General features: G+C 60.5%; 19 protein-coding genes and 2 pseudogenes. 10 read left to right on the forward strand and 11 right to left on the reverse strand.

Annotation, left to right across the window (positions count from 1 at the left end; translation table 11 throughout):
• Positions 1 to 178: 178 nt before the first annotated feature.
• On the forward strand, positions 179 to 1099 hold the full coding sequence (locus tag ACD590_RS28180) for an ArdC family protein (RefSeq protein ID WP_439003885.1): 921 nt from the start codon (positions 179 to 181) through the stop codon (positions 1097 to 1099).
• Between the two features lie 177 nt (positions 1100 to 1276).
• Here the strand turns inward: ACD590_RS28180 and ACD590_RS28185 are convergent, their stop codons facing one another.
• A complete protein-coding gene (locus tag ACD590_RS28185; protein WP_026188652.1) occupies positions 1277 to 2467 on the reverse strand; it encodes a DUF1173 domain-containing protein in 1191 nt (396 codons plus the stop codon).
• A gap of 123 nt (positions 2468 to 2590) precedes the next feature.
• On the opposite strand from ACD590_RS28185, the pseudogene ACD590_RS28190 reads away from it, so the two are divergent.
• Positions 2591 to 2797 (forward strand): annotated as a pseudogene (locus ACD590_RS28190) (hypothetical protein); the annotation flags it as partial.
• Between the two features lie 77 nt (positions 2798 to 2874).
• Here ACD590_RS28190 and ACD590_RS28195 read toward each other — a convergent pair.
• The 3 genes from ACD590_RS28195 to ACD590_RS28205 all read right to left on the reverse strand — a co-directional run bounded on the left by ACD590_RS28195 (position 2875) and on the right by ACD590_RS28205 (position 4373).
• The gene (locus ACD590_RS28195) at positions 2875 to 3381 is read right to left on the reverse strand and encodes an RES family NAD+ phosphorylase (RefSeq protein ID WP_439003886.1); all 507 of its coding nucleotides are present in this window, start codon (positions 3379 to 3381) and stop codon (positions 2875 to 2877) included.
• The gene (gene parS, locus ACD590_RS28200) at positions 3378 to 3860 is read right to left on the reverse strand and encodes a type II RES/Xre toxin-antitoxin system antitoxin (protein WP_210068666.1); all 483 of its coding nucleotides are present in this window, start codon (positions 3858 to 3860) and stop codon (positions 3378 to 3380) included. Before parS ends, ACD590_RS28195 begins: the two co-directional genes overlap by 4 nt.
• A gap of 228 nt (positions 3861 to 4088) precedes the next feature.
• The gene (locus ACD590_RS28205) at positions 4089 to 4373 is read right to left on the reverse strand and encodes a WGR domain-containing protein (RefSeq protein ID WP_439003887.1); all 285 of its coding nucleotides are present in this window, start codon (positions 4371 to 4373) and stop codon (positions 4089 to 4091) included.
• A gap of 635 nt (positions 4374 to 5008) precedes the next feature.
• On the opposite strand from ACD590_RS28205, the gene ACD590_RS28210 reads away from it, so the two are divergent.
• From ACD590_RS28210 to ACD590_RS28230, 5 genes and pseudogenes are all read left to right on the forward strand, one after another.
• A complete protein-coding gene (locus ACD590_RS28210) occupies positions 5009 to 5332 on the forward strand; it encodes a DUF736 domain-containing protein (RefSeq protein ID WP_439003888.1) in 324 nt (107 codons plus the stop codon).
• A gap of 316 nt (positions 5333 to 5648) precedes the next feature.
• Positions 5649 to 5807, forward strand: coding sequence for a hypothetical protein (locus ACD590_RS28215; RefSeq protein ID WP_018245178.1), 159 nt, complete (start codon positions 5649 to 5651; stop codon positions 5805 to 5807).
• A 247-nt stretch (positions 5808 to 6054) separates the two neighbouring features.
• Positions 6055 to 6581, forward strand: a pseudogene (locus ACD590_RS28220) (hypothetical protein).
• 52 nt (positions 6582 to 6633) lie between these two features.
• Positions 6634 to 6903 (forward strand): type II toxin-antitoxin system prevent-host-death family antitoxin, encoded by a 270-nt coding sequence (locus ACD590_RS28225; protein ID WP_018245177.1) that lies wholly within the window; start codon positions 6634 to 6636, stop codon positions 6901 to 6903.
• Positions 6900 to 7313 carry a hypothetical protein gene (locus ACD590_RS28230; protein WP_018245176.1) on the forward strand — a complete coding sequence of 138 codons (414 nt, stop codon included), beginning with the start codon at positions 6900 to 6902 and terminating at the stop codon, positions 7311 to 7313. The genes ACD590_RS28225 and ACD590_RS28230 overlap by 4 nt, the downstream gene beginning before the upstream one ends.
• A gap of 149 nt (positions 7314 to 7462) precedes the next feature.
• On the opposite strand, the gene traG is transcribed toward ACD590_RS28230, so the two are convergent.
• From traG to ACD590_RS28245, 3 genes are read right to left on the reverse strand one after another with little or no spacing between them, the layout of a single operon-like run.
• On the reverse strand, positions 7463 to 9376 hold the full coding sequence (gene traG, locus ACD590_RS28235; RefSeq protein ID WP_439021013.1) for a Ti-type conjugative transfer system protein TraG: 1914 nt from the start codon (positions 9374 to 9376) through the stop codon (positions 7463 to 7465).
• On the reverse strand, positions 9367 to 9606 hold the full coding sequence (locus ACD590_RS28240) for a conjugal transfer protein TraD (protein WP_018245174.1): 240 nt from the start codon (positions 9604 to 9606) through the stop codon (positions 9367 to 9369). The genes traG and ACD590_RS28240 overlap by 10 nt, the downstream gene beginning before the upstream one ends.
• A complete protein-coding gene (locus tag ACD590_RS28245) occupies positions 9596 to 9883 on the reverse strand; it encodes a TraC family protein (protein ID WP_018245173.1) in 288 nt (95 codons plus the stop codon). Before ACD590_RS28245 ends, ACD590_RS28240 begins: the two co-directional genes overlap by 11 nt.
• A gap of 221 nt (positions 9884 to 10104) precedes the next feature.
• On the opposite strand from ACD590_RS28245, the gene traA reads away from it, so the two are divergent.
• From traA to ACD590_RS28260, 3 genes are all read left to right on the forward strand, one after another.
• The gene (gene traA, locus ACD590_RS28250; protein WP_439021015.1) at positions 10105 to 14703 is read left to right on the forward strand and encodes a Ti-type conjugative transfer relaxase TraA; all 4599 of its coding nucleotides are present in this window, start codon (positions 10105 to 10107) and stop codon (positions 14701 to 14703) included.
• Between the two features lie 1107 nt (positions 14704 to 15810).
• Positions 15811 to 16494, forward strand: coding sequence for a winged helix-turn-helix transcriptional regulator (locus ACD590_RS28255; protein WP_018246080.1), 684 nt, complete (start codon positions 15811 to 15813; stop codon positions 16492 to 16494).
• 123 nt (positions 16495 to 16617) lie between these two features.
• The gene (locus tag ACD590_RS28260; RefSeq protein WP_439003891.1) at positions 16618 to 17859 is read left to right on the forward strand and encodes an 8-amino-7-oxononanoate synthase family protein; all 1242 of its coding nucleotides are present in this window, start codon (positions 16618 to 16620) and stop codon (positions 17857 to 17859) included.
• 48 nt (positions 17860 to 17907) lie between these two features.
• Here the strand turns inward: ACD590_RS28260 and ACD590_RS28265 are convergent, their stop codons facing one another.
• The 4 genes from ACD590_RS28265 to ACD590_RS28280 form a co-directional block, all read right to left on the reverse strand.
• Complete coding sequence (locus ACD590_RS28265; protein ID WP_018246078.1) at positions 17908 to 18963, reverse strand: extracellular solute-binding protein; 1056 nt, start codon at positions 18961 to 18963, stop codon at positions 17908 to 17910.
• Between the two features lie 33 nt (positions 18964 to 18996).
• Positions 18997 to 19767, reverse strand: coding sequence for an ABC transporter permease (locus ACD590_RS28270; RefSeq protein ID WP_018246077.1), 771 nt, complete (start codon positions 19765 to 19767; stop codon positions 18997 to 18999).
• A 70-nt stretch (positions 19768 to 19837) separates the two neighbouring features.
• Positions 19838 to 20746: an ABC transporter permease gene (locus tag ACD590_RS28275; protein WP_018246076.1), complete on the reverse strand. Its 909-nt coding sequence runs from the start codon at positions 20744 to 20746 to the stop codon at positions 19838 to 19840.
• A gap of 1 nt (position 20747) precedes the next feature.
• A complete protein-coding gene (locus ACD590_RS28280; protein ID WP_018246075.1) occupies positions 20748 to 21857 on the reverse strand; it encodes an ABC transporter ATP-binding protein in 1110 nt (369 codons plus the stop codon).
• Between the last annotated feature and the right edge of the window lie 62 nt (positions 21858 to 21919).

Below are 21919 nucleotides of genomic sequence, written 5' to 3' on the forward strand. Positions count from 1 at the left end.
AGATTGCAGTCATCGCGTCCTGCCCCGGCTCTGGTCCTGCCAGGCTCGCGCCGCCGGCAACGGCTTTGCCGTCCTCCACTGCGTTGCGGCCCTGCGGGTGCAGGCAGCACTTGCCGCCCGGCTTTCGGACCGCCGTAGCAGGTCGCGATGGCCGCGACCTCGAAACGGAGGTTCAGACATGAGCAGGCAACCATCCAATCAACGATCCGATATCTACAGCCGCATCACCACCAAGATCATCGCCGATCTCGAACAGGGTGTGCGGCCATGGACCAGGCCCTGGACGACGGGACAGGCGGCAAGTGAGGTCAGCCGGCCACTGCGCCACAATGGCCAACCCTATACCGGGATCAATGTCCTGCTCCTCTGGTCCGAAACCATCGCCCGCGGCTTTGCCTCATCACGCTGGATGACGTTTCGCCAGGCAATCGAACTCGGCGGCGCCGTCCGCAAGGGCGAAACCGGCACAACCATAGTCTTTGCCAGTTCGTTCATCCGCACCGAGACGACCGAGACAGGCACGGAGATCGAACAGGACATTCCATTTCTCAAGACCTACACCGTGTTCAACGCCGATCAGATCGCCGGTCTTCCTTACCGCTTTCATGAGATCGCACCTGTCCAGGATCCGATGCGCCGGATCGGCGATGCCGGCCGCTTCTTTGCCAATACCGGCGCACTCATCCGGCATGGCGGATCGGCTGCCTATTATGCTGCCATTCGTGATTACATCCAGATGCCATGCTTGGATGCCTTCCGGGACGATGCCGCCTATGTCGCCGTCCTCAGTCACGAGATGACGCACTGGACCGGGGCACCGCGACGGCTTGATCGTGATCTCAGCCGCTACGCAAAAGACAGGAGCGAACGCGCCCGCGAAGAACTGATTGCCGAACTCGGCAGCTCGTTTCTCTGCGCCGATCTTCGCATCGTCCCCGAGCTCGAACCACGCCCCGACCACGCAAGCTATCTCGATGGCTGGCTTAAGGTTCTTGGCAACGACAAGCGCGCCATCTTTTCCGCGGCAGCGCATGCGCAGCGCGCCGTCGACTACCTGCATTCCTTGCAGCCGGAGTTCGACGAGGAGGCGGCGGCGTGAGCCGTCTCTTCCTCAACCATGCAGACGGGGACCACTGTAGCGCCGAAAGCCTCGCGAGCGCGGTGCGGGGCCCTCTGCCTAGGGCACTAGACCGTCGATCCTCCGTGCCGTCGGTGTGGAGCATATGCCTGATGATCAAATCCCCTCGTCAGCATAGGCAAATCAAGACTTTTCGCTTCAGGGGAGCCTCGGCATCTCCCCCTCCGTGACGTGCCAGATCCAGGGTGTGATTTCCGGTATTGCGTCGATCATCTCAGCCAGCGCATTCTCGAAATCTTCGCTGGCGCCGGGAGGCACGATGAACATTGCAACGGGAGCCGGGCGTTGTTCCGGCAGGGTTACAGAAACGACCGGTTGCTCGCGGGAGAGATTGAAACGCAAGCCTTTCACGCTCTTTCGCTTCAGCCTTGAAAGCCGTTCCAGGAGATGTTGCTCATGGACGCTCTCGAACGGAATCCAGTTCTCGTTGACCACCATCATGGCGATCTCCTCGATGGATGCGATCCCGGTGTCTGATATCCCGAAGGTCGCAATCATGATAAGATGGAAGTCTTCGCTCGATCGCCAGAGCTCGAGATCCGTCTCGTATCTGGCACCCAACCGCTTCCACGTACCCTCCTCGATTATGAAGGGGAAGGGGAGGTGGCGGACGACGATTTTCCGGCTAACGCGGGCTGCGGCGAACCCCTTGACCTCCGCCACGGTCACCATCAGCTTCCGGGGCCCCGGGCGGGAGGCGTGGGCACCAGCAAGCGCAGCCGCCCGCCGCGCCGCTATTCCCTCGCGGTCCTCCTGATGAAACACTTCAGGCACGAACAGGATGTCACTTAACGGGTCCCCTTGCGCGGTCATCTGCAAGGCGGCGTTGAGAAGACTTGCCCGCACCCGGCTCCAACCGCGCTTGCCGGTCCACGACGCGCGCCATTCCGTAAGTTCCCCTGCCTCCCAGAGATAATGCAGGACGGCGCGCAACGAGAGCTTCTTCGTCTCGTTGCGGAGCGCGGCTTCAGACGCGTGCGTTGAGAGCGCTGGCGTGTTTCGTACACTTTTCTTTGTCAGAGGAAAATCGAGCCTCAGGGCGGCTTTCCCATTTGCGTCGATATGGATCGCGCTGCCGATCAAGGATCCAAGGCCCGATAGCTCGTAGGGCGGCTCATAGGAAGGGCAGGCGGGGTGATGACGATGCCCCGAAAGCGGCATGCGCTTGATGACATGGAGAGCGTCGACGCGCGCGATGTACATAGGGAGCGGCGGGTCTTTGCATTGGCAAAGTGGCCGGACGTTGTGCGTGTAAGCCTGTTCGAGGCGAGCCCGAAGCTCCGGAGCGTCTTCATCGAACGCCTGTTCGCCGATCAGAAACTTTCGCACATCGCCCTCAATCACTTTTTGCTGAGCCGAGCCGGGTGCGAAAATGTAGCACGGACTCCAATTTCATACTACCTTAAAAAAGTCAGTATATTGGAGATGAGGCTGCGCGCCTAGAAGCGCAAGGGTGGCTCGCCGAAGGGCCTGAGCGCGTCGCCGCCTGCTGGGCCGAAGCACGCCAAGGCCGCTCCTTTTCGTCGTAATGACGAGATGCTCTCGGTCATGCCGACCGGCGTTATCATCTTTCCCGGCTCCGGCATCACAGGTAATCGCGCCGACAAGGCCCGCCGGCTCGGACTCCCGGTCTGGCAAGCCGCGGAGGATGGCGAGTGAGCGCTTTCCTTCGTGCGGGGGAAAGCCGGATGGTAATGAGATCGCGTCGCAGGTTGCGGCGACGCAATCGGGCTCGTTCATATCGTGGGTGGATGCAATCGTGTATCGAGAGCAAATGCATCCTGGAACTTCAGCGCATAGGCGCCCGCCGCGCCGCCTGCCAGAAAAATCAGGTTCCAGCTATGCGGCGAGACCGCGCTCGGGATCGCGACGAAACGATGCTGTCGAAGCAGATCGTTTCCGAAGGCTTGTTGTCCCGCGCCGGGAATGCCCGGGCGCAGCCAGTTGGGATTGGGCACGCTTCCCGGATCGACAACATGGACATTGCTGGTATCGGTAATGACAGCTGCCGTCATCCTATGCGCTACGGTGTCGAGCGCCCGGAACCCCTTGTGGACCGCAACTTCAAGGATCGCCGTCGCGGGATCGAGCGAGCAGTAGACCGCGTGAATCCCCTTGCTGTTCCAACGGCCGCCAACCCGATAGGCGCCTTCCCCGCTATCCCATGTCGGCGCATGGACAGCCTGATCGAGCCGCCACGCGACCAGTTCGGTCCCGCCGAGCGCGATTGGCAAAAGAGTCATGCATAGACGCCGTATTCCAGGCGGTCGAGATGATCCTCGACAAGCTCGACGCCGGCGGGCGTCCCGAGAAGATCGATCGGGCGGCGCTGATCAAGCGCGACCGCGGGACGCTCCAGCCATTGTTCGGCTTCTGCCTGCGATCCGAAGATATCCGTTGCCTTTGCGAGGATCTCAGCAAACTTCCAAGCGCGGCCGCTCTGTTCCTGGCTGAGCGGCTTGGAAGGCGTGTCCTTCCGCCGCTGCCAGGTGCGCAAGCTCATGCCCACCGCCTTTTCGAGGGATTCGTTCTTGCCAATGACGACGAGGGTGCCGACAAGATGATCCAATGCCGATGCAGGCAGCCCGTGCAGGAGCAGCTCATGCGCGTCGAGCGCATTGGTCAGGCGACGCGACAGAATGCGCGAGCCGCCGAGCAGTGCTTCAATTTTTTGCAGTTCACCGCCTGCTCCGGAGGAAAGTGCTTTTGCGGCGATGGCCATGATCTTTCTCCTGCGTCATCTGTCGTTCCTTACATGTCATGTGTCGCTATCAATTTCAAGGGCCGAGGGGCGCATCCGGCGTTTTCGCCGGACCGGGCTCTATTGCGCCGGCGAGCCGGCTTCACGAAGCCTGCGGTGCAATGTTCGCGCCTGAAGGCGTGACGATCCTTTGCGCGGGCGGCTACCGCGCTGCTCTAAGACGCGAACGCGCGGATATGCCTCGCGCGATCAGATCAGATTCCCGATGGCATCGCAGCCTCGGTTCGGCCTATAGCCCTTCCGACGTTTCCGGCGCGCAAGTTCGAGAAAATGCGCCATGGCTTCCCGTTCGGTCTCGAACACGTCGGTCCTCTCGCCGCCACGTCTGCCGATCCGTCCCCAGCTGCGCACGACCGCGGTTTCGCCGAACAAGGTAGGCTGGATCGCGAGCATGTAATAGCGCGCCATGTCGCGGCTGGCATCAATGCGCTGGCAGTAGAGGTGGAACGACATTCGGCTCATGCCGGGGATCATTCCCGTGGGGACCGATCCTGTCCAACGAGAGTTTTGAATCCTTTGCAGCCGATGGATTCCGTTTTGTGATGTGTTGGCGCGTTTAGGACGGCGCAGAACGCTCGACGAAGCCGGCCCTGGTCGCTCGGTGTGGCCGGGCGCTGACGGTTGGATCTCCCGATGGAATACTGTCGGATGCGTCAACCGGGACCAGGGCAAGTCGACGAAGGATCACGTGTTCGACCCCTCGAGCTAACAACTCCACCCGGCATGCCCTGCGGCCTGCAGGAAGCGCTGCGGTTCCAGCCCGCGCCGATCTCACCGACTGGCAACGTACCATTGGGCAGTTGGCGCGCGCCTCTCGCTTGCGGTGATTAGGAGCGGGATGAGAGCTTTACGTAGAATGGCGGCGAGGCACTCTAAGAGCTCCTAGCCCTCTTGTAGAGCCCCGACCCGGGCTGACGTGATGGTTTGTCCCGCCCTTCGGTTGCGTGAGACCATTCCCGTTCTCCATGTCGCCTTTCTAAGGGATCGGCCGCCATCACCGTCAACCCGCAAGGGGTTCCCCTGCGCTGGCGCTCCGGTGACGCCTGCGGCTCGGCCCCTTCTTCGGGCGCCATCGGGAATGGTCCCGAGCAACCGAAGGAGACAGTACCATGGCCACCACGATCGCAACCCTCACCGCAAAGAGCGACGGCACCCTCGAAGGCATCTTCGCCACCATCCGGGTCAACGCGCCGATCGCCATCGTCCCGAATGCCAGCAAGACGAACGATGAAGCACCCGACTACCGCATCATCCACCGTAAGACCGGCTTCGAGATCGGAGCGGGCTGGAACCGCATCGCTCGCCTGACCGGCGAGGAATACCTCTCGGTCAAACTGGAGGCTCCGGAGATCGGCGTGATCTTCGGCAATCTCGCACAAGCCCCCGGCGGCGAGCCGAACCGCAAGGTTATCCTCTGGAACAACCCGAACTGAACGACAAGCAGCCGGCCTCGAGCGATCGGGGCCGGCTTACGCGGTGACACTCCTGAGGCGGCCGGCTTTGCCTGCCGCCTGTTTTCTGGTGGCAAACGAAACGTGGATTGTCTGCTCAGTTCGCCAAGTCTGCCATGAGGACCGTGCTGCCTCAAGGTCACGCGGCCCCTCCAATTTTGCCTCCGCTGCGGTTCCCTTCGCTCCGACAAAATCGGCACCTCCGCGCGCCGGCTCCGCCGGTCGCTGACGCGAACCTTGACCCGACCCGATCCTCACGACCGCCGGCGTCATCTTTCACGTCAGCAAGGAGATGACGATGACGAACGAAAACGCCTTCAACATCGAATGCACCATCGAGGAACTGCGCCTTGAAGCCAGGGAAGCGCCGACCGCTGAGGAGCGTCGCCGCATCGAGGCGGAGCTGGAAGCCGCGCGCGCCGAACTTGCAAAACAGACCGGAGAGGAGTTGCCGTAAGGCGGCTCTTTCTCACTGTACACCGAGGCAGCCAGCCCGGATCGACCGGCCCGTCCGCCTGTGAGGGTTCCCCTCGAGATCCCCGCCGGCTGACGCCGGAAACGGTCGCAACCCCTTTGGGGTCGCGGGTCTCTTCTCTCTCTGACGTCCAATTTTACTCCAGCAAATCCGGCGTCAAGGACGGCACGGTCTCCCCCCTCTTTGCCAGGGAGTGGCCGATCTCCGTCATCAAGAAGGAGATCACATTATGACAACCGACCAGAACCTCATGCCCTACGCCAAGCTTGCCGGTTTTGGGCTTGTCGTCGTCGCAAACCGCTTCGGCTACGACAGCGGTTTCTCTCAAGAACTTCATGATCGCCTGATTGAAGGGCTCGACGCTGCAATCGCTCGGATCCTGATGATGATGGCATTGGAACGAAGGTTTCTCACCGGAGAGGATGAATTCGCCGAATATCGGATGCAGGGCGAGAACGAGATTTTCGGGCGTTTCACCATCAATTTGCTGGACGAGCTAGAAATTGATTTCGACACACATGAGTACCGCATCAACGGCGGCGACTGGATCAACGTTTTGACGGCGGATGAGGGTGGAGTCGAGATCCGGCTTCCGACGTTGGTTAGGTTGACCGACGAAGAATTCGGTCGATTATTTAGGACATCACCCTGGGAACTGGCATCCCCGTTCATGCGGTGCGCACTGCTGGACGCCGCAATTCCCTCCTAGGCAAGGCCGCAACTCGTCAAATCAGCAAATTTGCAACATTGTTGTAAATGCTGTATGTTGCAACAAATACAGCAACTAAGAGACCCAAAGGAAACCCATATGCCTAAGTCAAGCGGTTCCTATTCAACCAGCGACCTCTCCCGTAAGTCTGGCGACATCATCGCCGAGGCTCTACGCCATCCAGTGACCATCACCCAGCGGAATAAGCCCCGACTGGTCCTCCTCAATATCGAAGACTACCAACGGCTGATGAAGCAGTCGGACCGGCGTACCGTGGGGACCATCGAAACGATGCCTGATGAACTGGTTGCCGAGTTCGAAAACGCCGTCGAGGCATACGCAGGCGAGGACGAGGCAGGCCGCTCATGAACTACGAGTTGATCCAGACCGCAAGCGTCATACGCTATCCTTATCTGTGGGCGAGAGAGGCTGGGCGTGGAGAGACGGAAGGACGCAAGGAGCGGCCGGTAGCCGTCGGCGTGAGAATGCCGCGGCCCGATGGTGATCTGGTTCTCTTCTTTCCCGTTACCACCAAGCAGCCGGAGGCGTCGCGGTTTGCCGTGGAAGTGCCGGCTATCGAAAAGCGCCGCGCTGGCCTCGATGCTGATCGCAGGCTCTGGATTATCTTCGATGAGTTCAATACCGACATCGTCGGAAACTCATACTATCTGGAGCCTGAGCCGCCAACCGGCCGCTTCAGCAAAGCCTTCTTCCTGCCGCTGCTGCGTGAATTCATCCGTCGCCGCAAGTCGGCCACGGAGGTCAGCCGATTCCGTTGAGCAGGCCCTGAAAACTCGAATTAACGTTTGCGTACGAACTCGGTGCACAGAACGATAATCCCGAGAAGATCGATTGCCGCCATGATGGAATCAAGGGTCTCGCATCCGCCCAACGCAACTCGGGCGGCGGCGCTGAACGTGTAAGCTCGTCAACTCCGCACGAAGCGATTGGCCTTTGCTTGCTCGTCCATATCCTTCCGCCGGAAATAGATCGCCCGGCCGCAGCGGATCGGGCTATGGCCTTGAACGATGATGATCTGCTCGTCCTTGCGCATCGACTGGGTGATCTCGTGCGGCATGATCAGCGGCCGGCGCTGGAAATTGACGCTCTCGGATTTGCGCGTGCCGCCGCCTTTCGTGTCCCAGCCGATGTTGCGCGACCGCCCCTGAACCTCGACGGTCATCTCCCCGCATTGGGCAGAAACATTGCGCGCCGTATCGAGGGCCTTGATCGCCGCATAGGAGGCGAAGGCGCAGCCATCGATCCATGACGTCGCGCCATCCTTCCCGAAGTGCCGTTCCAACTGGCCGACCGATTGATAGAGCAGCATCATGCTGATGCCATACTTGCGGCCGCGATCGCGTGCCTCTTCCAGCACGCGCATGTAGCCGAGCAGGTCGACCTCATCGAGCATGAAGAGCGCCCGACGGCTGAAGCCGCCATCGGCTTGAACCATGGCGTTGATCAGAGAGCCGATGATGACACGCCCGATGCCGGGGTAGGAGCGCAGGATCGACGCCGGGATATTGAGGAACACGTCCGTTTTGGCCGATACGATATCGCTCGACCTGAAGGCGTTGCCGCAGACAAGCGCGGCGTAACTATCCAATGAGAGCCATTGCGTATCCTTCGACGCCGTCGAATAGACACCGGAGAAGGTCTGTTCGGTCATGTTGGTGAAGACACCAAGCGTTTCACGGATGAAGGCAGATTCCGAGTGCTCCTGAATGTCGCGCAGCATAGCGAGCACGGAAGGTTCAGGCTCGGAAACGATCTGGCGCAGGCTGCGCAAGTTTCGCCGGCCGGCATATTCCGGCGACAGCATGACATGGGCGAGCAGTCCGGTCAGGAGATTGTGCGCCTGGTTCTGGAAGTAGGAGCCAGTTGAAGATTCAAAACGCAGGCTTTCGGACAGAAGCATGTGGGCGATGCCGACGATATCCTCCTCTTTTCGCATCGAATGCTCGATGCCGTCGAGGACATTGAAGCTCATGATTGGGTTGGTCGGATCGAGCACCATGACATCGCGCCCGAGAATGCGGGTGCGATGCTCAACCACCATCGGCGCAACCTCGGTGGAAGGATCGAGGCAGATCAAAGGGCCGGAATAACGCAGTGCGGTCGGCAGGACGTTGCTGGTCGTCTTGTATCCGCCCGATCCGGCAAAGAAGAGCATATGGGTGGAATCGAAATCTTGGCTGTGGGTCAGGAGTGGCGCCTTGCCGCCCTGTCCCCACGTGCTGCGATCCTTCGGATCGAAGGGCACTTGGTGGACGGTTTCCTTGTCGACGCGGTAACGCTCGCCGACAACGATCTCGCCGTCGGGCGGAAAGAGCCTTGCTGCCGCCGACATTGAAAGCCAATCGGCATCGCCAAAGGTTCCGCCCCTTGCCCGTTTGACTGCCTCGGGCACGACGACGGAGATCCGGGCGGCAACCGCCACAGTCATGAAGCCCGCCAGGGCGCCGATGACGGCAACGAGATCCAGATAGGAAAGCGCCTGGTCCCAGGTGACGATGCCGCGCTCCACCGATGGCACGAGGCGTCCATATTCGCGCAACGCGTAAAAACCGGCGACGACGAGAAAGCACAAGAGGCTGGCCACGGCGATTGGCCGCCGGCGATGCAGCGGCAACGCCCAGACGGTCAAAAGTCCTGCGAGCGGCCCAAACAGGAGCGCCGGCACGGGTCCCGCTTGCAGGAACCAATATTCGATCTTGCCGGAGAGGCCGTGGGCCAGTGCCGGCCATCGCCAGCCGATGATGTAGACGCTGATCGCTGTTACGGCGATCGGCACGAAGACCAGCAGCAGGCTCGGATGCAATCGACCCTTCAGCGCCATCCGGCGGTCTCCTCGACGCGCGGTGTGGACGGACTGAGCGAAGGGCGCCTGAACGCCTCTTTGCCGATATCGCGCAACCGCCTATGTTCGGCCGATCCCGCTATCACTCTTGCCAGTTCGATGAGGCCACCCAGAAGAAAAGCCCGGTCGGCCGTCGACAGACCAGCCTTCACGACGATGCCGCCAAGCAGGAGTTTCTCGCGTGCTTCCTTCTTGCGGTCAGCCGTCATGTAAAACCTCCGACGTCGATCCAGTGCCATCAACTGCTGGTCGACGCGTTTGAGGAGATGCAGCACTAGTGCCTTTCTTCTCCTCTTTGCGAAATCGAGCGGCGATCTCTTCGAAGATCCGCTCGACCTCCTCGTCGGCGATCTCCATTTCCGCCAGCCCGGACTTCGTCGCCGCGCGGGCAAACCGCTCCGCCGATTTAACTATCAGAATTCGCCGACGTTCTCGCAACTTCTCCATCTGCGCATCGAGATCAGAAATTGATGATTTTACGGCCATTGGTGAATCTCCCTTTCCCGAAAATAGCCTCCGAAGACCGATTATACTAACTACAAAACGATAGTTAAATAGGCTATTTTCGACCAGCCCCAAAACGTCGCAGCCGGAATTTCGGCCGATGGCCGTCTTCCGGAAAAGCGGCATCGGCCCTGCGTTCCGATTGGTTTGAGGGCGCAATATACGTCGCTGTCGCGACGTGCTCGGGCGAGGTGGAGACGACAGTGGCGATCATGTTCGTCAGAGCACAGGTGATCGGCAGGGGCGCGGGACGCAGCGTCGTCTCGGCCGCCGCCTATCGCCATCGCGCCCGGATGATGGACGAACAGGCCGGCACATCGTTCAGCTATCGCGGCGGAGCTTCCGAACTGGTGCATGAGGAGCTGGCTCTTCCGGACCAAATACCGGCCTGGCTGCGGTCGGCGATTTCTGGTCAATCCGTCGCCAAGGCGAGCGAAGCGCTGTGGAATGCCGTCGATGCTTTCGAGAAACGCGCCGACGCGCAGCTGGCGCGCGAGTTGATCATCGCGCTGCCGGAAGAGCTGACGCGGGCTGAGAACATCGCGCTGGTGCGGGAGTTCGTGCTCGACAATCTGACTGCGAAAGGGATGGTCGCCGATTGGGTCTATCACGACAAGGACGGCAATCCGCATATCCATCTGATGACGACGCTCAGGCCGCTGGCGGAGGAGGGCTTCGGGCCAAAGAAGGTTCCTGTCCGTGGCGAGGACGGAAAGCCGCTGCGGGTCGTCACGCCGGATCGCCCGAATGGCAAGGTCGTCTACAAACTCTGGGCTGGCGACAAGGAAACCATGAAGGGATGGAAGATCGCCTGGGCGGAAACGGCCAGCCGGCACCTGGCGCTTGCCGGTCACGAGATCCGGCTCGATGGCCGCTCCTATGCCGAACAGGGCCTCGATGGCATCGCGCAGAAGCACCTCGGACCGGAGAAGGCAGCACTCGCCCGCAGGGACGCGGAGATGTATTTTGCTCCGGCCGACCTTGCCAGACGCCAGAAGATGGCCGACCGGCTGCTTGCCGATCCTGCGCTTCTGCTGAAGCAGTTGAGCAATGAACGCTCCACCTTCGATGAGCGCGATATCGCCAAGGCGCTGCATCGCACTGTCGACGATCCCGCGGACTTCGCCAATATCCGCGCGCGCCTGATGGCGTCGGACGATCTCATCATGCTGAAGCCGCAGCAGATCGATGCCGAAACGGGAAAGGCGAGCGAACCTGCCGTCTTCACCACGCGGGAGATGCTGCGCATCGAATATGACATGGGGCGGTCGGCGCGGGTTTTGGCGAAGCGCCGCGGATTTGCCGTTTCCGATCGGGTGGTTGCGGCGGCGATCAGGCAGGTCGAAACGCAGGATCCGGACACGTCATTCCGGCTCGATCCGGAACAGGTGGACGCCATCCACCATATCACCCGCGACAAAGGTATCGCCGCCGTGGTCGGCCTTGCCGGCGCCGGCAAGTCGACCTTGCTTGCCGCCGCACGCGTTGCCTGGGAACATGATGGCCGCCGGGTGATCGGTGCTGCCCTTGCCGGCAAAGCCGCCGAAGGGCTGGAAGACAGTTCCGGCATCAGGTCGCGGACACTCGCCGCCTGGGAACTCGCCTGGGCCAGCGGACGCGAATTGCTCGAACGTGGCAATGTGCTTGTCATCGACGAGGCCGGCATGGTGTCGTCGCAGCAGATGGCCCGTGTGCTTGACATCGCCGAGCAAGCCGAGGCGAAGGTCGTGCTGGTTGGTGACGCGATGCAGCTGCAGCCGATCCAGGCGGGGGCGGCATTCCGGGCGATCACTGAGCGGATCGGTTTTGCCGAACTTGCTGGCGTGCGCCGCCAGCGCCAGCCATGGGCGCGCGAAGCGTCGCGGCTTTTTGCCCGTGGCGAGGTCGAACAAGGCCTCGATGTCTATGCCCGACATGGCCACCTGGTCGAGGCAGGGACGCGAGCGGAAACGATCGATCGGATCGTCGCCGATTGGAGCCAAGCGCGCAAACAGGCAATCCAGAACTCAACCACGGCAGGCAATGACGGTCGTCTTCGTGGTGACGAACTGCTGGCGCTCGCCCACACCAACGAGGACGTCAAGCGTCTGAACGAGGCGCTGCGATCGGTGATGGTGGGAGAGGGCGCACTTGGTGAGAACCGCGCTTTCCAGACCGAGCGCGGCGCGCGGGAATTTGCTGCCGGTGACCGCATCATCTTCCTGGAGAATGCCCGCTTCGTTGAAGCGCGCGCAATGCGTCTCGGCCCGCAACATGTGAAGAACGGCATGCTCGGCACGGTCGTTTCCACCGGCGACAAACGTGGCGACGCAGTGCTTTCGGTTCGTCTCGACAGTGGCCGTGATGTCGTCATCAGCGAGAGCAGCTATCGCAATGTCGATCATGGCTACGCCGCGACCATTCACAAGTCTCAAGGCGCCACGGTCGAGCGAACCTTCGTGCTCGCCACCGGCATGATGGACCAGCACCTGACCTATGTGTCGATGACGAGACACAGAGACCGCGTCGACCTCTATGCGGCGAAGGACGATTTTGAAGCAAAGCCGGAATGGGGACGAAAGCCGCATGTCGATCATGCCGCCGGCGTCACCGGCGCGCTCGTGGAAACAGGACAAGCCAAGTTCCGGCCGAATGACGAGGATGCCGACGACAGCCCCTATGCCGATGTCAGGACGGATGACGGCACCCTCCATCGTCTATGGGGCGTCAGCCTGCCGAAGGCGCTCGAGGAAGTTGGCGTCTCAGAAGGCGATACCGTCACGCTGCGCAAGGACGGCGTCGAGCGGGTGACGATCAAGGTTGCGATCGTCGACGAGCAAACCGGCCAGAAGCGGTTCGAGGAAAGAGAGGTCGACCGCAACGTCTGGACCGCCAGGCGGATCGAAACCGCCGCAGAGCGTCAGCAACGGATCGAGCGGGAAAGCCATCGACCGGACCTGTTCAAGCAGCTGGTAGAGCGCCTGTCGCGTTCCGGCGCCAAGACGACGACGCTCGATTTTGAAAGCGAGGCCGGTTATCGCGCCCATGCCCAAGATTTTGCCCGCCGTCGAGGGATCGACAGCCTCTCTCAAGCTGCAGCCGGGGTGGAGGAAAGCCTTTCCCGGCGGTGGGCCGGGATTGCCGAGAAGCGCGAGCAGCTGGCGAAGCTGTGGGAGCGAGCAAGCGTGGCGCTCGGCTTCACGATCGAGCGGGAACGGCGCATCGCCTACAACGAGGAACGTGAACCCCAAACCGTCTTGGAGGCGGATGTTGCGAGCGGCCGATATCTGATCCCACCCACCACAGGCTTTGCCAGGAGTGCCGAGGAAGATGCGCGGCTGGCACAACTTTCGTCTCCTGCCTGGAAGGAACGGGAAGCCATCCTCCGGCCGCTGCTGGAGACGATCTATCGTGACCCGGATGCAGCCCTTGTCGCCTTGAACGCGCTTTCATCGGATACAAGCGTCGATCCGCGCAGGCTTGCCGATGATCTTGCCAAAGCACCCGAGCGGCTCGGCCGCCTGCGGGGTTCCGACCTGATCGTCGACGGTCGTGCGGCACGCGACCAGCGCGGTGTCGCTTTCACGGCATTGATGGACCTACTGCCGCTCGTCCGCGCCCATGCCACCCAGTTCCGCCGGAATGCCGAACGCTTCGAAAGCCACGAGCAACAGCGCCGCGCCCATATGGCATTGCCGATCCCGGCGCTCTCCGAAAAGGTGATGGCACGTCTTACCGAGATCGAGGCGGTGCGCAGGCAAGGTGGTGACGACGCCTACAAGGCCGCCTTTGCGCTTGCCGCCAAAGACCGCTCGATCGTCCAGGAGGTCAAGGCGGTCAGCGAGGCGCTGACCGCCCGCTTCGGCTGGAGCGCGTTTACCTCGAAGGCCGACGCGGTTGGCGAACGCAACATGGTCGAGCGTATGCCGGAGGACCTCGCCAGTATCAGAGGCGAGAAGCTGACCCGGCTGTTCAAGGCCGTGAAGCGCTTTGCCGACGAGCAGCATCTCGCCGAGCGGCGGGATCGTTCGAAGATTGTTGCCGGCGCCAGTGCCGATCAAGGGATGGAGAATGTCCCCATGCTTGCCGCCGTCACCGAGTTCAGGACCGGGATCGACGAGGAGGCGGTGCTCTCAGATCCTCTCTATCGCCAGCAGCGAGCAGCGCTGGCGGCGGTGGCAAGCGCGATCTGGCGCGATCCGGTCGACGCCGTCGGCAAGATCGAAGAGCTGCTTCAGAAAGGCTTTGCTGGCGAGCGCATCGCGGCCGCGGTGACCAACGATCCGGCCGCCTATGGCGCATTGCGCGGTTCCGATCGCCTGATGGACCGGATGCTGGCCGCCGGCCGGGAGCGGAAACAGGCGGTGCAGGCCGTGCCTGAAGCCGGCGCCCGTTTGCGATCGCTCGGTTCGGCCTACGTCAATGTGCTCGATGCCGAACGCCAGGCTATCGCCGAAGAGCGGCGGCGCATGGCGGTTGCCATTCCTGCTCTGTCGACGGCGGCGGAAGACGTGCTCATGCGACTGACTGCCGAGGCGAAGAACAACGACCGCAAGCTGACGGCTTCCGCTGCCCCTCTCGATCCCAGCATTCGCCGGGAGTTCGCCGCCGTCAGCCGGGCACTCGACGAGCGCTTTGGTCGCAATGCCATCATTCGCGGCGAAAAGGATCTCATCAATCGTGTGCCACCAGCGCAGCGCAATGCTTTCGAGGCGATGCAGGACAGGTTGAAGGTCCTGCAGCGGACGGTGCGCATGGAAAGCAGCGAACAGATCATCTCGGAACGGCACCAGCGGGCTGTCAGTCGTGGCATTAGTCTCTGAGACCAATGAATGAGCTGCGGGAGAGATTATGGACGGCAGGAAATCGCTGCAATGCGATCGCCCGCGCCTATATCGCGATCGAGATCAAGAACCAGGCGCGCGGTCGCTCGCTCGCCCGTCAGCTGTGGGCCATCCCTCGGCTCATGGAGTATTCTGTCAACCCAATTACTTGGCGGAGGCAGCGAACGGCTTCAAGCAGCGTGTCGATCGCGGGTGCATGACTCAAATAAGCTGACTTTGAGGATGCGCCCCATTTCCTCGAACTCAGCCGAGCTGCCCTTCAACGCGTCTGAAACTCCTGGTGCAGGATGCGGCAGGCGTCTTTCATGACAGGACTTTTGTAGCCATCGTATTCAGATAAAACTAGTCCCCCTGCTCTGCGTGTTGATCATGAACCCTTCGCTGTGGGGACACCCTGTCTGCCCCTACACGTCCCGCTCCCGAAATCTGCGTTCAACCGAGCGGCTGGCATGATCACCGCGAATCTGTCCGACCTATAAGGCCGGACAGATTCGTAGTGTCGGAATGCTGTCGGAGTAAACATGCGTGCGACATCAAAGCCGATGGCCCTCGCATTTGTTTTCGAATTTCCCCAACTGCTGGAAAACTCGGACCCAAAACTTGAAATCGCCTGAGCGACCGTCGGAGCGAGCGCTTATGGCACACCAGGCTGCCGCGGTTTTCGCATGTTGTCCGTAAAGCGAACGGACAGCAGTACTTATGTCCCCAACATCTGCATCACTCCAAAAATCCGGTGCGGTTGCGGCGCAGCCGGCTGAGAACCTTTCGAACATTTCGCGCATTAAAAAGCCCCGTTACCGTCCGGAAACAGGCCATCAAATTATGCCGGACGTCGATCCCACCGAGTGGGCCACGATCACGTGCCGTCCCTGGCAAATACGCGCTTCAGTGCGAAGTGCTTCTCATGCTCAACATTATGTTGTAACAAAACCGAAAGGCAAGCTATAAAAATACCCGCAATGAGAGCGATTTTCGCGATATTTTACGAATCAGGCTTGAGGTGTCACTTAGAATGAGGCAATCCGGTGAGAGTTTTGTCGTAGCAAACGTAGAAATGGTGGGGTCAACAGCTGGCGGTGCGAGCCGATGAGCGCACTTCTGGCGATCGTATCCCGGGATGCCGACTATTATTTGATGCTGTCATACATCTTGAGGGGGGCCGGATACAGGACGGTGCTGGTCGATATTCCAAACGAGGCCGTGGCGATCGCCGAGGAGCGCGGCGCTGCAGCTATCATCGTCGACTGCCAGCCGGGTTCACAAATTCTGGCTGATATCGCGTCGAGCCTGGGAGAAAAGGGGCTTGCCGACGAACTCACACTCATCGCACTCGTCGCCGAAAAGGCCGCTTATCTCGACATCCTGAAAGCCGACGTCGATGAGAGCTTCACAAGGCCGATGCCTCCGGAACGGCTGCTGTCTTATCTCCACGGTGAAATAGGCAATTCCTCCGACGAAGCGTCTGGCCGCTTCGTTCCAATATATGACGATCTGAAGCTGGACGTCAGCGGCCGGCGTGTCTTGGTAAGGGGTATGCCGGTTAATCTCAGCCCGATCGAGTTTCGTCTGCTGAGCGCTCTTATGGGTGACGCGGGGCGTGTTCTAAGCCGCGCGGAACTGATCGCGGTCGCTTGGCCGAAATCAGCTTTCGTCGAGCCTCGGACAGTCGATGTTCATATCGGCCGGCTCCGGCGTGCATTGAGGCGGGCGCTTGGCCGCGATTTGATCCGCACCGTGCCAAAGGAAGGATATGCAATCGACGTTGCGTAAAGTATGTGACTTCCCCACGGTCACATGTTCATCGAAACTTCCCGAAAACTTGCTGTCGCCTTCGTTGCATAAACGACGATCACGCGCATAGCTTGAAGTCCGTTGAACATTTGGGAGCACAACATGCAAGAGGCAGCTTCGGGCGCCGGATCGGCGAAAACATCCCACAGAAACACCGCGGGCCTGATCAGCCACGCGAGTCCCCACTTTGCCGCCGCCCAGCTCAACGGCTTGATGGCCCTCTATGTCCATCCGTCTGACGGTCGAGCGGTGGAGCTGCCGGTTTCGGATCGCCGATTGAAGCGCGTCGTCGACTTCGTCCGCTGCTCGTATCTCGGGCTCGACAATCACCCCTCAATCATCGAAGGCGCAATAGAGACAGTTCGGCGCTACGGAACACTACACTGGTCCTGCGCCCGGACGCGGCTCAATTTTGCAGTCCTCGGAGACCTCGAGGATGCTCTTTCTGATCTCTTCGGCGCGAGGGTTATCACCTACACAACAGTGCTTGCCGCCAACTTAAGCGCGCTTCCGCTGATTGCGTCCGGCGTTCTGACGGGCGGCAAAAAACCAGTCATGGTATTCGACCGTCTCGCGCATGCAACGCTCGCCTTCAACAAGCCCGTCGTTGCTGAAGAATGCGAGGTGCGCACTATAGGCCACAACGATCTTCAGGCGCTCGAAGAAATTTGCCGCCAGAACGAGGCGGTCGCCTATGTTTGCGACGGTGTCTATTCCATGGGTGGCTGTGCCCCGATCAAGGAGTTGCGGGAGCTTCAGGAGCGATACGGCCTCTTCCTTTACATCGATGATGCTCACGGTATATCGATTTTCGGGGAAAGAGGCGAGGGGTTTGCCCGTTCACAGATGCCAGAAGGTCTCGGTGAACGGACGATCATCGCCGCCTCGCTCGGGAAGGGCTTCGGAGCGTCGGGCGGCATGCTGATGCTCGCAACGGCGTTCCAGGAAGAGATCTTCCGGCGCTTTGCTCTCGCGCATGCCTTCTCGGCCTCCATCAATGTTGCGGCGATCGGTGCAGCTCTGGCCTCTCAGTCGATTCACCGCACACCGGAACTTGGTGTGCGGCAAAGGACGCTCGCAGAACACATCTCTCTTTTCGACGAGCTGGTGCCGACCGCACAGGCAGGGTCCCGACTCCCGATCAGGACCGTCGTCGTCGGTGACGAGCTTGCGGCAATCGGCGCTGCCAGACTTGTACTTGGTTCTGGTTACTACACGTCGGCCATTTTCTTCCCGACTGTGGCCAAGGGAAGGGCGGGGCTGCGAATATGTCCGACTGCCGGCCACACGGCATCCGAATTGCGCGACGTCGCAGCTGCCGTCAATCGTGCTCTCAAGGGATAAAGATCTGTCTCCGCCCCTTCGGGCGGAACCACCGCCAAAGGGGGATCGTTATCGGATCCAGGCATTCCAACGCTCGAGCATCATCGCAGCATTGTCGTTGATCCATTTGGCGTCCGGGATGACGATGTAATCCCGGATGTCCTCGTCGCTCGGCAGTGCCGCGCGTGCAGCCGGCGACATCAAATCGATCGCCTTGCGGCTCGGCGGCGTGCAAAGGAGTTCGTTGCACACCCCGGCCTGCGCCTCCGGATGATCAAGCCAGTAGCCGATCAACTTCAACGCGTTTGCGCGGTTCGGCGCATCCTTGATAATCGTCAAGCGATCGCCGACGAGGAACGAGGCCTGTTTGGACCAGGCGATCTGGCGTCCTTCCGCCTTCAGTGTATTTGCGCGCGTCAGCCAGATCTGCCCGATTCTGTAGTCGCCGTTGCGAAAGCCCTGAACGCTCTGGTCACCGGTCTTCCACCAGAGCGATATCGCCGGGCGGATCTCGTCGAGCTTGTTAAGGGCGCGATCAACGTCGAGCGGAAAGAGTTTGTCGCGCGGAACACCATCGGCGAGGAGCGCGGCAGCCATTACCCTCCACGGATCGTCGAAATTTGGAAACGAGCGACCCCCAGGAAATTTTGTCTGGTTCCACATATCGGCCCAGCTCAACGGATTCCCATCCTTGAAGGCAGTCGGGTCGTAGGCCATCAGCGTTGCGGTTGAAAAAAGCCTGGCCCCAGCGCTGACGCAGGCATCCTCGACCAGATCTGGCCGGCTCTGGAAAGACTTGCAAAAGTCGGTCAGGTCTTCAGATGTAAGCCGATGCGCTTCAGCGCTCGCCTGGATCTCGCCGTCCGGATAAAGGTCCCAGGTCACGTTGCCGGTCTTGACCATGGCCGCCGCTTTCGCCCGCATCTCGGCATTCGTTGCCGCGACGGAAACAACTTTGATGCCGGTCTTTTCGGTAAACGGCTCGAACCAGAATTTTCGAAGCGCGGCATCGTAGGCGCCGCCTGTGGTCGCAATGATGACCTGCTCCTCGGCTTGCGCCGCCCCCGCACCGGCAAGCATGAGGCAAGCCGCAAGCAGTGGCTTGATCTTCGTTCGCTTTTTCATCGGTTCTTCCTCTCTCCGATTGATGTGATCATGTTAATCCTCCCCGCGGCCGGTAAGGAGATGAATGGTCCCCATGAGCAGCAGCGATACCGCGACGAGCAGCGTCGAAACCGCCGCTATGACCGGGGTGAGATTGAAATCGATGTCCTCGAACATCTTGCGGCTGATCGTTTTTCCGCCCGTATCGGAAATGAAGAAGGCGACTGTTGCCTCATCGAACGACGCCAGAAACGCAAAGACCGAAGCCGCAGCCACCGCCGGGGCGATGTTAGGAAGCACAACGCTGATAAAGGCGCGGCTCCGGCTTGCCCCGCAATTCAGTGCGGCAAGCTCGAGTGACGTGTCGAAGCGCTCGAGTGCTGCCGACACGGTGATGATCACGTAGGGAACAGCAAGTACGGTGTGCGCGATCAGGAAACCAGCGAAATTGCCGGTCAGACTGAGCGGGGAAAAAACCAGATAAAGGGCAACGCCAAAGACAACATGGGGAACGATCATTGGCCCCAACGACAATGCCCGCAGAAGCGTCTTTCCCGGCAGATTACCGCGAACGAGCCCGATGGCGGCCAATGTACCGATAACCGTCGAAGCGACCGTCGTCGCCAGCGCAATCTGCAGACTGAAGATCGTTGCTGCGCGCCAGTCCGGATCGGATAGAAAGTCGATATACCAGCGAAGCGTCAGGCCCCTCGGCGGGAACTCGATATAGCTGCTGTCGTTCAGCGAAATCGGGATGACGAGCAACGTCGGCAGAACCAGGAAGAACAGGATTTCCCCGATCAGGAAGCCCCCAAGGAGCCGCAATGCCGCTTTGCCGTAAGGCCGATGGGTGCTGTTGACGGGAGAGGGGGCGAATGAGGCGGTGACTGCGGGCTCAATTGACACTGTTCATTCCTTTGCTGACGGAAAGCGCCTTGCGGAACACAAGGACAAAGATCAGCGTCGTGGTCAGAAGGACGGTCGCGAGCGCTGCGGCAAATGGCCAGTCAAGCAGAACGGTGGTTTGCTGGCCGATCAGCGTTGCCATCATCAATGCTCCAGGCCCGCCGACGAGTGCCGGCGTGATATAAAAACCGATCGCCAGGATGAAGCACATGACGCATCCGGCAAAGATTCCAGGCAAGCTGAGCGGCAAGGTCACGCGCCAGAACGCGCTAATCGGGCCGGCGCCGAGATTGCGGGCGGCTTGAGTGTACTCTGCAGGAATAGTGCGAAGAACGTTGTAGACCGGCAGGATCATGAAGGGCATGAGAACATGCGTCATCGCAAGGATCACCGCGCCTTCGGTGTAGATTAGCTTCAACGGACTGCCAATGAGGCCGCTCTCGATCAGCAGACCGTTAACGATGCCGTTTCGCTGCAGCAGCACGATCCAGGCATAGGATCGCACCAGCACTGAGGTCCATAGTGGGACCAACACCGCGGCCGATACGAGCATCGCCATCCTGCCTTTGGCATGCGCCATGAGAAAGCTAACCGGAAATCCAAGCAGCAAGCTCGTCACTGTTACGATGGCGCCCGTCTGCAACGTCCGAAGCAGGACTTCCATGTAGAGTGGCTCGGTGACGATCCGCTCGTAATGCTCCAGCGTGAATCCCGGCGCCATTAAGCTCAAAGAGACGAGCCGTCCAATCGGATAGATGAAGCCTCCGGCCAGTAACAGCATCAACGGCGCAATAAGCAGGAACGTCAGCGCATGCGAATACTGGCGCGCCGAGCGTGAGAAAAACCAGCTCGCTGGACGGGTTGGTACAACGCGTGGATTATCGACGGTCGTGGTCATTTCATCCCTCCTCAACCGTAAAGAGCCGGAGGCCGTCGCGTTCGGCGACGACGTCCACGAGTGCCCCCATTGCGAAGGGCTCCCTCTTTCCATCAGCAGGGATCTGCACCTGAATGATCTCGCCGCTTCCGAAATCAGTGCGAACGAGATGAAGGTCGAAGGAGCCGGCAAAGACCGACGTTTCGATCCGACCGGGGAGGGCGTTCTGTCCTCCTGCGCCCCGCGCTGCAAGGCCGAGGCGCTCAGGGCGCAGCGCGAGCCGAACGCGATCACCTATCTTTGCCGAACCCTCGAAATTATGGGCGGCACCGGGCGTATCAATAACCACGTCGTCACCCAGTCTGATCGTGTGACGACCAGCGGTCTTGCCCAGGAATTCTCCCGTTAGGAAATTCATCTTGCCGATGAAGTCGGCGACAAAGGCACTCTCCGGATTACAGTAAAGATCCGCCGGGCTTCCAAGCTGCACGAGTTGCCCCTTTGCCATGACAGCGATCCGGTCGGACATCGTCAACGCCTCCTCCTGATCGTGCGTCACGTAGATGACCGTTGCACCGAGGCGCCGCTGAAGCTGCTTGATCTCGATCTGCATGGATTCGCGCAGCTTCTTGTCCAGTGCCCCGAGTGGCTCGTCCATCAAGAGAACAGGCGGTTCGAACACCATTGCTCGCGCGACTGCAACCCGCTGCTGCTGGCCGCCGGAAAGTTCGTGGGGATAGCGCTTGGCATAGTCCGGGAGTTGGACGAGGTCGAGCGCCCGGCTAACGCGTTCTGCCCTGAGGTCCTTGCGGATGCCGCGCATCCTCAGGGGAAAGCCGATGTTTTCGGCGACGGTCAGATGCGGGAATAAAGCATAACGCTGGAAGACCATCCCGATATTGCGGCGATCGGGCGATACGGCGGTGACATCGCGCCCACCAATGATAATGCGTCCGGCAGACGGACTTTCGAAACCGGCGATCATTGTCAGAAGCGTCGTCTTGCCCGATCCGGATGGACCGAGGATCGACAGGAATTCGCCTGCTGAAATGTCCAAGGTCACTGCGCCTACGGCAGTCTGGCTGCCGTAGGCCTTGCCTATGCGATCGATAAAAACAGGCGCACCAATCAAACTGATATCTCCTTTGCTTTAAGATGCATTGATCCCTCCCGACTCCGCCCGCGCGGCGCCAG

Source organism: Rhizobium sp. 862_C5_N1_2 (assembly GCF_051811205.1).
GTDB lineage: Bacteria > Pseudomonadota > Alphaproteobacteria > Rhizobiales > Rhizobiaceae > Rhizobium > Rhizobium leguminosarum.